The organism is Dyella acidisoli (assembly GCF_030160295.1).
Classification (GTDB): Bacteria; Pseudomonadota; Gammaproteobacteria; order Xanthomonadales; family Rhodanobacteraceae; genus Dyella_B; species Dyella_B acidisoli.
In genome coordinates this window covers 62,250-74,378 of record NZ_BSOB01000025.1, presented here as the reverse complement: position 1 = coordinate 74,378, position 12,129 = coordinate 62,250, and the positions used below count along the sequence as shown (strand labels likewise).

The following is a 12,129-nucleotide window of genomic DNA, read 5'->3' as shown; positions in this document are numbered from 1 at the left end:
GCTTTAAGTCCTCAGCGCTTCGACGCCTCGCGGTATAGCGGGAGCGTTGAACCATGGGCGATCAACCACCTATCTAGCCAGAAACGTTCAGGCTTTTACCTTACTCATGCCGCGAGCTTCTCAGGCCATTTCTTTGGGTTACTTTTCTTTGGGCCCGCAAAGAAAAGTGACTCGGGCCCTTTAGGGTCCGAAAGCGCCGCAGGCAATGGCTCAATCCACGAAATCCCCAGCTGAGGCGAGACGCTAATCAGGCCCAAAGGGAGAGAGGAGTTACGTATTGACACCAACGTCCTGCGTTTTTATGTCGCAAAAAAACACCGGAGACACGATGTCTCCGGTGCAATGCGTAACGAACATCCGCATTACTGTTGGCGGAAAGCGTTGAGCACCGTCAGCAAACTGGTGAGGTTGTCGGCGACGCCGGTCTGCGCCACTTTCTCCGTTGCGCCGGCTGCGGCCGTGGTATCCAAGGTGTAGATCTGCATCACGCCCTGGTTGGCGGCTGCCTGCGACAGCGTGTTCTGCTGCTGTTGTGCGGACACCGCGTTCTCGAACAGGATGCCGGTCGAATGCGCCATGGTCTGGTAGATGGAACCCATCGCCATGGCAGGCGCTTCACCGATGACCTTGACGTTAGATTGGGTTACTGCATCGGTAATCTGGTTGTTGACTGAGGTCGGATAAGCCATGTTGTTCTCCTTCGATCAATGGATGGAAAAAGCGATCAATGCAACGAAGCCGTGATCATCGGCATTACTGACGGAACGCGCTCAAGATAGTGAGCAGACTGGTCAAGTTGTCCGCCACGCCCGTTTGCGCCACTTTCTCGGTTGCACCGGCTGCCGCCGTGGTGTCGACGCTGTAGATCTGCATCACGCCCTGGTTGGTGGCCGCTTGCGTCAGCGTGTTCTGCTGCTGCTGCGCGGCTATGGAGTTCTCGAACAGGATGCCGGTTGAATGAGCCATGGTCTGGTAAACAGAACCCAGTGCCATGGCGGGCGCTTCAGCGACTACTTTGACGTTGGATTGCGTGACCGCATCGGTGATCTGGTCGTTGACTGAGGTGGGATATGCCATTTTTTTCTCCTTGGTTGGATGCGCGATACGTAGCGCATGTACGAGAACGTCGAACGAGGCGGATCGTGAAGCGCTGACCTAACTCGACGATGGAACACCGCCTTGCGGCGCGGATGGAGGTGGCGACGGCGCCGTTTGCGGCGCGCTCGCCGGCAAAGCGTTTTGCAATTGCTGCTTGGCTGCATCCAGCTCAGTAATCGCGCTCTGCAGCTGTTGCTGAAGACGCCCGAATGTCTGCTGGAAGTTCTGCTCCACCTCACTCTTTACGAGATTGGCGAGTCGATCAGCGATCTGCGACATGACCATGCCGCCGGCGCCTGGCATACCTTGTCCTGCTGCAGCCAATGCAGAAGGCCGCAAGTCGGCCAGCGTCCGCGCTGCCTGCACCACCCTGAGAATGGCTTGCTCCTCGCGCTCTTGCGCTTGCAACGCCTGCGTTGCCGTGCCCTGGATTCGTTGCAGCACGTTGCGAATGGCAGAATCGGCTCGCTGGTGCCCTTCCTTTACAGCCTGCGCCGCTTGCGCTCTTGCGTGCGCAGCAGGATCACCGGACGGCACGGCACTTGCCGTCGCGACTGCGTTACTAGACATGTCATTTTGAAATTGCTCCAGCTCTTGCTCTTCCGCAGGTGTGAGAGGCCGTTTCAGCCATGCCTCGGCCACACGCCGCAGCGCGGCGGCTGTATCCGGTTGCGTCTGTGTCATAGCGTTGTTCCGTGCAAAGGTGATGACGTCAGCTCGGCTTCGTGTTGGTGAGCAAGCTGCTGTACTTGGAAATGCTTTGATCGATCTTGTCGATAGCGAAGCTAGCCGCGTCGCCTTCGATGGCGCCGGCCGCTGCGGCCACCACTGCGGCGGCGCCCATCAGCAAGTCAGTGACAAGCGCACCCAAGGCATCTTCTGCCGCGCCTGCAATGTTTTGCTTGGCGATGTTTTCGGTCATCTGCTTAAGCAACACCGCTTGACTGGCGAGCGCCACCTTGCTTACACCGTCGAAATAAGTCGCCGCCGATTGCGCAACCAGGCCCGCGGCTTGACTGATCATCATGTCCGGTGCGATGGCGATCTGGGACGCAGCGTAGTCAGTCGTTTCCGCATTAGTAAAGGTGACCGCCTGCACGACCTGGCTATTCAACGCCCCCGTCGGAGGAGGCGCATTAGTCGTACGCGCCACCATCAGCTTGTTCATCTGCGACAAAGGCGTTTCCGGCGGCGACGGAATGGGTGTCGGTGTCGGTGTCGGTGTCGGTGTCGGTGTCGGTGTCGGTGTCGGTGTCGGCGTCGGCGTCGGTGTTGGTGTTGGTGTTGGTGTTGGTGTTGGTGTTGGTGTTGGTGTTGGTGTTGGTGTTGGTGTTGGTGTTGGTGTTGGTGTTGGTGTTGGTGTTGGTGTTGGCGTCGGTGTTGGCGTCGGTGTTGGTGCCGCCGGTGGAGTCGGCGATGGGTCTGCAGCAGCAACCGCGGCGATACCTGCATTGGCAACGGATGTCCTGCTTCCCGCAACCGAACGCCCCTTTTTTTTCAGTCTGTCCCAAAGTGCCATGCGCTATTCCTCTTAACGGATGCCTGCAGTCAAGGCTCGCGCCCGGTCATGTTTCGCCGATCGCCATGATCAAAGCAGCGGCCTTCGACACCACCGCGGTGGATATCTGATTGAGCGCTTGCTGACTCTGCACCGCGTTCTGCATGGAAAGGCCAGCCGAATGGCTGGCGACTTGATACAGCGAAGCAATGGCTTGCGCCGGCGCTTCGGCCACCACTTTGACGTTGGTCTGGGTGACTGCATCAGTGATCTGCGCGTTGACTGCCGTGACGTCCGCCATGGAATGCCCCTCAAAGGATCGTGTGGAAGAAACGAATGGATGAAAGAACGATTCATCCGGTACTTCGTGAACTCATCGACCGCAACGAATCGAACGCCGAGGGCGCCCACCCTCTTCCGCTGCCTGGCGCAATGTTCTGCGCAACAATTCGACGCGCTTGCGGGCTAGGCTTTCGTTGATGCGCAGTTCGCCGGCAATCGCTGCATACGGCAGCTCCTGCTCGAATTTCAAGGCGAAGAGATGACGCTTCTCGGCAGAAAGGCCATCGACCGTGGCCGCAATGGATGAAAGTGTTTCATTGAGCTCCACCACACGCGCTGGCGATGGTGACGGCGCAGCGGCATTCATCGAATGGTCTTCGTCGATATCGGGTCCCGGCCGCATCACGCGACTTTCGCGATCGGCGTGCCGCACGCTGTCGAGAAAAACGTGATTGAGCACGATGAACATGAAGCCTTCCGGATTGCGAATGCGTGCCGGCATGCGACGCATGTAAAGCAGTGTCTTTAAGGCCGTATCGGCGACCAACTCTTCGGCAGCCGAGCGATCCCCCTTCATCAACTGCACGGCACGCCGTTCGAGATCGAAATGAATCGTGCGCCACGCACGTTCGAATGATTCATCGCCGTTACGTACCGCATCATTCGCACTTGAAGCTGATGACAATGTGTCGCCAATATCCTGGCTCATATCCTTATCCCCTGCACTAAGGTGCGGGGAGATTGGCGATGAACCCTCTGGCGTCGCTGTTACTTGGGTGACATTCGCGTCACCATGATGGCAATCATGAAATTAGTTGCGGAGTCGACTCGAAAAAGTGACTTTTGGCGTGAAAAGCAGGTCATTTGTTCACGCAATGAACACGGACGTGCATGTAGGGCGGCGAACACTTTTCAGCACCAATCTGCTCACAATCAGCACAAGCGCGATACAAGTTCGCATCATCAAAGCGTGCAGATCAGAGCTGCTTGCCAATCACTTCCACCAACCAATCCACGAAGACACGCAGGCGCGCCGGCATCTGTCGATGCGGTGGATACAGCACGGTTACCGGCAACGTCGGCGGTGGCGTGGTAGGCAGAATTTCCTTGAGCTGTCCTTTGTTCAGTGCATCGGCCACGCGATAACGTGGGAATTGCGCAATGCCCAGCCCTGCCTCGCAGCATCCACGATACGCTTCGACGCCGCTCACCGTTACACGCCCCGGCAACATCACTTCGCGTCGCTTGCGGCCCACCATGAACTCCAGTGGTTCGGTGCGATGCGTAGTCGGCGAGGCCCAGTTCACGGCGAAATGGCCGTTTTGCAGATCCGCCAGCGTGCGCGGCATACCGTGTTTGCGCACATAGTTCGCACTGGCGGCGGTGACCTGATCCAGCGTGCCTACGCGCCTGCCAACCAGCCCGGAATCGGGCAAGCTACCGACACGCAACACGCAGTCGACGCCTTCGCGCAGCAAGTCGACAAAGTGATCGCCGGTGCCGATATCCAGTTCGAGCAGCGGATAGCGCGCAAAAAAGGCGGGCAGCGCAGGAATCAGCCACAGGCGTGCCATCTGCGTGGGCAGATCCACGCGCAAGCGTCCGCGCGGCTGTTCTGCGGCCTGGAGGAAATCCGTTTCCACCGCGTCCACGTCGGCAAGCAGGCGCACGCAATGGCTGTAATACGCTTCGCCTTCGCGACTGGTTCGCACGCGCCGCGTAGTCCGCTGCAACAGCTGCGCACCGAGCCGCGCTTCCAGGCGTTTGATGGTGTGGGTCACCGTCGCGCGCGGCAAATTCAGATCGTCCGCGGCAGCGGTGAAGCTGCCCAGTTCCACGATCCGCGTGAACAGTCGCATGGCGTCGAGGCGGTCCATGGATTGTTGATCCCCATGAAATGGTGAAGACCATTATTGAGCATTTATCGCAGCCTCGCATCGGCCCAAGATGAGTCGCTGTGCTCACCTATTCCCCCCACTACGAGGCGACATCCATGCAGACACGCACTCTTGGCAAGAACGGCCCTCTCGTATCCGCCATCGGCCTCGGCTGCATGGGCATGAGCGAGTTCTATGGCTCACGCGACGATGCCGAATCCATCGCTACCCTTCACCATGCACTCGATCGCGGCATGAACTTGCTGGACACCGCCGACGTCTATGGCCCCCATACCAATGAGGAATTGGTCGGCAAGGCGATCAAAGGGCGTCGTGAGCAAGTGTTTCTGGCGACGAAGTTCGGCATCGTGCGCGATCCAGCCAATCCGGCAATGCGCGGCGTCAACGGGCGACCGGAATATGTGCGAGCGAGTTGCGAGGCCAGCCTGAAACGGCTTGGCGTGGACCACATTGATCTGTATTACCAGCATCGCGTGGATCCGAACGTGCCGATCGAGGAAACCGTGGGCGCGATGGCGGAACTGGTCACCGCCGGCAAGGTGCGTTACTTGGGCTTGTCTGAGGCTTCCGCGCAATCCATCGAACGCGCCAGCAAGGTGCATAAGATCACCGCACTGCAAAGCGAACTCTCGCTGTGGACGCGCGATCCGGAAGAGAACGGTTCGCTTGCAATGTGTCGCAAGCTGGGCATTGCGCTGGTCGCCTATTCGCCGCTGGGACGCGGTTTTCTCACGGGCGCGATCACCAAGCCGGAGGATTTCGACGAGGATGATTTCCGCCGCACCAATCCGCGTTTCCAGGGCGAGAATTTCGCGCGCAATCTGCAACTGGTGAAACAGGTGGAAGCACTCGCTGCTGAAAAAGGCTGCACACCGGCGCAGCTTGCATTGGCCTGGGTAGTGGCGCAGGGGCAGGACATCGTGCCCATTCCGGGCACGCGTCGCAGCGCACGCCTGGATGAAAACATCGGCGCGCTCGATGTACGGCTGAGCGAGGAAGAGCTCGCATCGATCGATCGCATTTTTCCACCGGACGCCATCGCTGGCGCACGCTACGCACCGGCAGGCATGGCTGCCATCGGCCGGTAAGCGGTCATGAACACGATCCAGCGCATCCACCCCGAAACCGTGTTCGCCTTCCCGGGCATCCATGGGGGTGTCCGGGCCGGCAATCTGCTATTTGTGTCGGGCCAAGTGCCCTTGGGTCCATCCGGCGAACTAGTGGGCGTGGGCGATTTTCGCGCGCAGGCGGAGCAGGTATTCATCAATCTCGGTGAAGTGCTCGCTGCCGGTGGCAGCGGGTTCGAGCGGATCGTGAAGCTCACCGCATTTTTCGTGGATATCGCACGCGATCTACCTGCGTACCGCGAGGTGCGCGACCAGTTCATCGACGCGGAGCATGCTTGCGCGAGCTCGGCTGTGCAGGTGAGCCGGTTGTTTCATCCATCGGTGTGGTTGGAGGTGGAGGCTATCGCGGTTTGCGAAGGGTGATGGCGTGTGCCCCTTTCCCCTTTGGGCCTGATTAGCGTTTCGCCTCAGGTAGGTGTCTCGTTTGTTGGGACATTGCCTGCGGCGCTTTCGGTCCCTAAAGGGCCCGAGTCACTTTTCTTTGCGGGCCCAAAGAAAAGCAACCCAAAGAAATGGCCTAACAGGCTCACAGCATGGGTAGGGTAAAAGCCTGAACGTGTATGGCTAGATAGTTGGTTGGTCGCCCAAGGTTCTACGCCCCCGCTATACCGCGAGGCGGCGAAGCGCTGAGGACTTAAAGCAGATCGGGCAGATCTCAGCGAAGCTCAACCCGTCGGAGGGCGCGCTTTAAGCCCTCAATGCTTCGACGCCTCGCGGTATAGCGGCGCGGTGGAAGCTTGGCCCGCCAACGATCAAAGCAGGGCGTCATCGTTCAGGCTTGTAACTTGGATGCGCCATGAGCTCTTCAGGCCATTTCTTTGGGTTACTTTTCTTTGGGCCAGCAAAGAAAAGTGACTCGGGCCCTTTAGGGACCGAAAGCTCCGAAAGCGCCGCAGGCAATGCCACAACAACACGACATGCCCACCTGAGGCGAAACGCTAATCAGGCCCAAAGGAGAGAGGGACCCACCGTCCCGCATTACAATGCCCCCATGAGCACCCCCGAACACTCCCCGCTCGGCAAGCACACCGCCTACGCCGACCGCTACGATCCTTCCCTGCTGTTCCCGATCCCCCGCCAAGCCAAGCGCGATGAAATCGGCGTGAGCGAACCGCTGCCCTTCCAGGGTATGGATATCTGGAACGCCTATGAGTTGTCGTGGCTGGACATGCGCGGCAAACCGATGGTGGGCGTGGCGGAGTTCCACGTGCCGGCGCATTCGCCGAACATCATCGAATCCAAATCCTTCAAGCTGTATCTAAACGGGTTCGCGCAAGAGCCGCTAGCCAACGTGGCGGCGCTTACTGCGCTGCTGCAACAAGATCTCACGCGCGCGGCTGGCACTGTGGTGACAGTAATAATCCGCTCGCCACGCGCCGCACAGCATGGGTTCGCCGATTTGGCGGGCGAGTCGATCGACGGTTTGCCGGTGACCATCGATCATTACGGCCCGCCCAGGGCCGAGTATCTGCAGGCCGATACCAAGGCCGAAGTGGTGGAAGAAACACTGGTCTCCGATCTGCTGCGTTCCAACTGCCCGGTCACCGGCCAGCCCGATTGGGGCAGCGTGCAGATCACTTACCGTGGCGCACCCATCGATCGCGAAGGGCTGCTGCGATATCTGGTGTCGTTCCGCACACACAACGAATTCCACGAGCAATGCGTAGAGCGCATCTTCATCGATGTGATGAAACATTGCGCACCGGAACGGCTGAGCGTGTACGCGCGCTATACCCGCCGTGGCGGACTGGATATCAACCCATTTCGCAGTACGGAGAAGAGCCTGCCGGACAACGCTCGCGGGGCACGTCAATAAAGGTTCCAAGCGGTTACACTCTGCGCCCCCGGTCATCGGCACTTCAGATCGCGGGCGCTAGCCTTGGCAGTTGCCCCGATACGCCGGTCTCCCGGTAACGTTTCTTATTCATCTCGGAATCCCGCCCATGAAACTTTCCGCACGTTCCGCCGCCCTTTACAGCGTGACATTTGCTGGCCTGCTGGCACTCAGCGCCTGCGGCAAGAACGAGCAGCAGCCAGCAAACCAGCCGGCTGCCTCCAGCACCGCACCGGCCCCGGCCAGCACGGCTGCAAAACCGGCGCCGAGCGCTACCGCCGCCGCACCTGCATCTACGGGCACGGCTGCTGCCCCTGCCGCCACACCGGCTCCCGCCAGCACCGCAGCGGCCACCCCCGCCGCGCCTGCTGCTGCCGAAGGCTTCCAGGTGAGCACGGTCACGCTAGGTGATGTCGTCACCAACGATCACAAGGTGAAGAAGGAAGTGACCACCTTCTCGCCGAGCCAGAAGACCATCTACGCAAGCGTGGACACCACCGGCAGCACGCCGGGCGCCACGATCAATGCGAAGTGGAGCTACCTCGAAGGCAACGGCCAGGTGGTGACCAGCACCAGCCAGTCGATCATCGCCGATGGCCCCGCCACCACCACCTTCCGCGTGCAGAATCCCAACCTGTGGCCGGAAGGCAAGTACAAGGTGGATATCTCGGTGGACGGCAAGCAGGCTGCCAGCAAGAACTTCGAAGTAAAGAAGAGCTGAGCCTTACCAGCTTGATGTATATCGGGGCGCTCCATCTCGGAGCGCCCTTTGTTTTGATCGGAACGTGTCATCGACACGTCCGCGATGGCACAGGGTCGCAAGTTATTACCTGTCATGCCGGCTATGGCACCATCGCGGTCTGGGGAATCGAGAGGCAGTGGCAACGTGGAGCAACAAGGCGGGGCCGAAGTCCTTAGCCAAGAAGACGCCCTGAGCCGACCGGGTCCGGTATGGCTGCGTCGATTCGGCGGTCCCGCACTGTCAGTGCTGATGCTGTGCCTGGCGCTGTGGGCGCTGTACCGGTTGGCCGGCGAAGTAAGCTACCACCAGGTTGGCGAATACATGCATCGCCTGCGGCGCGGACGCATCGGCCAGGCGATCGTGCTTACTGCGCTCGGCTATGCGGTGATGCCGCTGTACGACTTGTTTGCGTTGAGCGCGATCGGCCGCTCGTTGCCGAAGCCACGCGTGGCGTTGATCTCCTTCATCAGCTATGCCTTCAGCAACACGCTGGGCATGGCGATGCTGGTGTCGGGTTCCATTCGCTACCGCTTCTATATCCAGGCCGGCCTGTCGACCATGGACGTGGCCAAAGTGGTGCTCTATTGCACACTCAGCTTCTGGCTGGGTCTGTTTACGATCACCGGCGTCACGCTGCTGACAGTGCCGATTCCACTGGGACTGCCGCTTTCCCACATGCGTCTACTGCTGGGTGCGGTGCTCACACTGATTCCGTTGCTGTGGTTAGTAGCCAGTGCATCGATCCGCCGTCCGATCAAGCTGTGGCGCTGGGAGCTGCGCTTGCCGCCACTTTCGGTAGGACTGCGCCAGGTATTCGTCGGCGCGCTCGACTGGGGTCTGGCCGGTGCCGTGCTGTATGCGCTGATGCCGGATTCGCTCGCGCTGCACTTCGGTTCGTTCTTGGCGATTTTCGCCTTGGCACAGATCGCCGGTTTGATCAGCCATGTGCCTGGTGGTCTTGGCGTATTCGAAGCGGTGATGCTCGCGGGCTTCGGCGCCACCGGCAATCAAGCGTTGTCCGCGCCGATCCTGGGCGCACTCGCTGCGTATCGCGGCGTGTATTACTTGTTGCCGCTATTGGCGGCGACGGTGGCGGTGGTGATTCGCGAGGCGCGTGGATTGCGCCAGGCTGCCCTTCTCTCACCGTGGTTCAACGGCATCCTCCCGCCGTTCTTTGCAGGACTCACACTGGTATCCGGTGCGGTGTTGCTGTTCTCCGGCGCTACCGCTGTGCTGCCGGGTCGCCTGGAATTGCTGAGCGATCTGCTGCCGCTGCCGGTGATGGAGATTTCGCATTTCCTCAACAGCGTGATCGGCATGTCGTTGCTGATCCTCGCGCGCGGCTTGCAGCGTCGTCTCGATGCAGCCTACTGGTTGACGCTGGTGTTGCTGGTCGCTGGTGCGGTGGCTTCGCTGCTGAAGGGCATCGATTACGAAGAAGCAGGCTTGCTGATCTTGCTTGCCGTAGCCCTGGCGCCTGCGCATCGATTGTTTTATCGCCGCGCGTCGATGTTCGACATCACCTTCTCGTTCGGCTGGGTGCTCGCGTGTGCAACGGTGCTCGGCTGCACGGTGTGGCTGGTGCTCTTCAGCTATCAGCACGTGGAATATCGCAACGACCTGTGGTGGCAATTCAGTTTCTATCACGGCAACGCGCCGCGTGCCTTGCGTGCACTGGTTGGTGCGACGGGTGTAGCGTTTCTGTTCGCACTCACCACCTTGATCCGTTCGGCGCGCCAACGCGCCACTCTTCCCGATGAAGACCAACTCACGCGTGCGCTGCCGCTGATCAAGCATTTCCCATCGGCCCAGGCGCATCTTGCGCTGATGGGCGACAAGAGCCTGCTGTTCGATGAGGAAAGCAAGGCCTTCATCATGTATGGCATCGAAGGGCGCAGCTGGGTGGCGATGGGCGATCCGGTGGGGCGTGACGATCGTGCACGGCAGGAACTGGTATGGACCTTCCGCGAACGCTGCGAACGCGGCGGCGGCTGGCCGGTGTTCTACCAGGTGAATCCTGACGATCTGGATCTGTATCTCGAAGTGGGCATGAGCTTGCTCAAGATCGGCGAAGAAGCGCGCGTTCGACTGGAACAGTTCAACCTCGATGGCAAGTCGAAGAAGGTATTGCGCAATACCGTGAACAAGCTGGTGCGCGAAGGCATACGCCTGGAGATCGTGCCGATTGAGCAGGTATCTGCCCTGCTACCGCAATTGAAACCGATCTCCGACGCATGGCTGCGTGAGAAGCGTGTGCGCGAAAAAGGGTTCTCGCTCGGCGCCTTCGACGAACGCTATCTCGTGCGCACGCCCATGGCGGTGGTGTGGCAGAACGACAAACCGGTGGCGTTCGCCAATCTGTTCCTCACCGACAGCATGGACGAAGCCTCGGTCGACCTGATGCGCTATCTGCCCGACGCACCACCGGGGCTGATGGATTACCTGTTCGTGGAGCTGATGCAGTGGTCCAAGGCGCAGGGCTATCGCTGGTTCAATCTCGGCATGGCGCCGCTGTCCGGCCTGCAGAGCCGCCGCCAGGCGCCGCTGTGGAACCGCTTCGGCGCGCTCATCTTCGGTCGTGGCGCGCGCTTCTATAATTTCCAGGGCCTGCACCGCTACAAGGACAAGTTCGACCCGGAATGGGAGCCGCGGTACCTGGCGGCCCCGGGCGGCATTGCGCTGCCGGTGGTGCTCACCAATGTTGCCAGCCTGATTTCGGGCGGCCTTAGCGGAGTTGTGCGTCGATGAAATTGCGTCTTGCTGCAGTGGTTGTCGTGCTGGCCATCATTGCCGCGTTGGTGATCTTCAAGCCCTTTCCCCACCCCTCCCTGGAACACGCCACCGTCAAGCTGATGCCCACCGCAGCGGCACCAGCCGGGCACGATGATGTACTGGCAGTGTTCTATTCCGGCGACGGCGGATGGCGCGATCTGGACCAGCAGCTCGGCAAGCGCCTGCAGGCGCATGGCGTTCCGGTGCTCGGCATCAGTTGCCTGGACTATTACTGGCACATGCGTTCGGCCGATGAATCCGCACGTGATCTCGATGCGCTGCTCAACCAATACACCGCTCAACTGCACAAGCAGAAGGTGTGGCTGATCGGCTTCTCGTTTGGCGCGGATATCCTGCCCACCATTGTCAGCAAGCTCAGCCCGGAGAATCGCGCGCGCATCACGCAGATAGTGCTGCTGTCGCCAAGCACGGATGTGAGCTTCGAGGTGGAGATGGAGGACTACATCATGGTGCGCGAGAACTGGCTGAAAACGCACCTGCAGAAGGTCAAGCAATGGTTCAATCCGGTACCGCACTATCCAGCGTTGCCGCCGATCCAGGCGCTGCAAGGCCATCCGCCGCTGGTCTGCTACTACGGCCGCGACGACAGCGATGACACCGTGTGCAACGACCCGAATTTCCCGAAGTGGGTGAACGTGCACGTGATGCCGGGCGATCATCATTTCGACTACAACTACGATGGACTCGCGGTACACATGATCGGCGAGTTGCCGAACGACGCGCCGACTCACTAACGTAGGTTGGGGTGCAAACCCCAACCCACAGCTTGCACGTATCGCCCACGCGCTTTGTGCAAACTCTTCACCTGACTGAATCTCCCGAACGCCACGCACGCATCGCGTACGTACCGTTCACAA

14 protein-coding genes are annotated in these 12,129 nt (G+C 60.1%); 6 read left to right on the top strand and 8 right to left on the bottom strand.

The genetic code is table 11. The annotated features are described in order from the left end of the window. Positions 1 to 362 precede the first annotated feature (362 nt). The 8 genes from QQJ86_RS13695 to QQJ86_RS13660 form a co-directional block, all read right to left on the bottom strand. Entirely contained in the window at positions 363 to 689 is a 327-nt protein-coding gene (locus tag QQJ86_RS13695; protein ID WP_284321516.1) for a RebB family R body protein, read from the bottom strand. A 64-nt stretch (positions 690 to 753) separates the two neighbouring features. Further along, on the bottom strand, positions 754 to 1,077 hold the full coding sequence (locus QQJ86_RS13690) for a RebB family R body protein (RefSeq protein ID WP_284321515.1): 324 nt from the start codon (positions 1,075 to 1,077) through the stop codon (positions 754 to 756). Positions 1,078 to 1,155: 78 nt separating this feature from the next. Further along, the gene (locus QQJ86_RS13685; RefSeq protein WP_284321514.1) at positions 1,156 to 1,782 is read right to left on the bottom strand and encodes a hypothetical protein; all 627 of its coding nucleotides are present in this window, start codon (positions 1,780 to 1,782) and stop codon (positions 1,156 to 1,158) included. A 28-nt stretch (positions 1,783 to 1,810) separates the two neighbouring features. Next, on the bottom strand, positions 1,811 to 2,266 hold the full coding sequence (locus QQJ86_RS13680) for a hypothetical protein (protein ID WP_284321706.1): 456 nt from the start codon (positions 2,264 to 2,266) through the stop codon (positions 1,811 to 1,813). Then, positions 2,235 to 2,609: a hypothetical protein gene (locus QQJ86_RS13675; protein WP_284321513.1), complete on the bottom strand. Its 375-nt coding sequence runs from the start codon at positions 2,607 to 2,609 to the stop codon at positions 2,235 to 2,237. The genes QQJ86_RS13680 and QQJ86_RS13675 overlap by 32 nt, the downstream gene beginning before the upstream one ends. 54 nt (positions 2,610 to 2,663) lie before the next feature. Next, positions 2,664 to 2,897 carry a RebB family R body protein gene (locus tag QQJ86_RS13670; protein ID WP_284321512.1) on the bottom strand — a complete coding sequence of 78 codons (234 nt, stop codon included), beginning with the start codon at positions 2,895 to 2,897 and terminating at the stop codon, positions 2,664 to 2,666. 72 nt (positions 2,898 to 2,969) lie between these two features. Further along, positions 2,970 to 3,587 carry an RNA polymerase sigma factor gene (locus QQJ86_RS13665; protein WP_284321511.1) on the bottom strand — a complete coding sequence of 206 codons (618 nt, stop codon included), beginning with the start codon at positions 3,585 to 3,587 and terminating at the stop codon, positions 2,970 to 2,972. A gap of 268 nt (positions 3,588 to 3,855) precedes the next feature. Further along, on the bottom strand, positions 3,856 to 4,755 hold the full coding sequence (locus tag QQJ86_RS13660; RefSeq protein WP_284321510.1) for a LysR family transcriptional regulator: 900 nt from the start codon (positions 4,753 to 4,755) through the stop codon (positions 3,856 to 3,858). A 116-nt stretch (positions 4,756 to 4,871) separates the two neighbouring features. Here QQJ86_RS13660 and QQJ86_RS13655 point away from each other — a divergent pair, with 116 nt between their 5' ends. From QQJ86_RS13655 to QQJ86_RS13630, 6 genes are all read left to right on the top strand, one after another. After that, on the top strand, positions 4,872 to 5,864 hold the full coding sequence (locus QQJ86_RS13655) for an aldo/keto reductase (protein WP_284321509.1): 993 nt from the start codon (positions 4,872 to 4,874) through the stop codon (positions 5,862 to 5,864). Positions 5,865 to 5,870: 6 nt separating this feature from the next. After that, the gene (locus QQJ86_RS13650) at positions 5,871 to 6,266 is read left to right on the top strand and encodes a RidA family protein (protein WP_284321508.1); all 396 of its coding nucleotides are present in this window, start codon (positions 5,871 to 5,873) and stop codon (positions 6,264 to 6,266) included. A gap of 628 nt (positions 6,267 to 6,894) precedes the next feature. Then, positions 6,895 to 7,719: an NADPH-dependent 7-cyano-7-deazaguanine reductase QueF gene (gene queF, locus QQJ86_RS13645; RefSeq protein ID WP_284321507.1), complete on the top strand. Its 825-nt coding sequence runs from the start codon at positions 6,895 to 6,897 to the stop codon at positions 7,717 to 7,719. Between the two features lie 127 nt (positions 7,720 to 7,846). Then, positions 7,847 to 8,458, top strand: a complete 612-nt coding sequence (locus QQJ86_RS13640; protein ID WP_284321506.1) for a hypothetical protein — start codon at positions 7,847 to 7,849, stop codon at positions 8,456 to 8,458. 165 nt (positions 8,459 to 8,623) lie between these two features. Further along, positions 8,624 to 11,227, top strand: coding sequence for a bifunctional lysylphosphatidylglycerol flippase/synthetase MprF (gene mprF / locus QQJ86_RS13635; RefSeq protein ID WP_284321505.1), 2,604 nt, complete (start codon positions 8,624 to 8,626; stop codon positions 11,225 to 11,227). Further along, on the top strand, positions 11,224 to 12,006 hold the full coding sequence (locus QQJ86_RS13630) for an AcvB/VirJ family lysyl-phosphatidylglycerol hydrolase (protein WP_284321504.1): 783 nt from the start codon (positions 11,224 to 11,226) through the stop codon (positions 12,004 to 12,006). The genes mprF and QQJ86_RS13630 overlap by 4 nt, the downstream gene beginning before the upstream one ends. Positions 12,007 to 12,129: the final 123 nt, after the last annotated feature.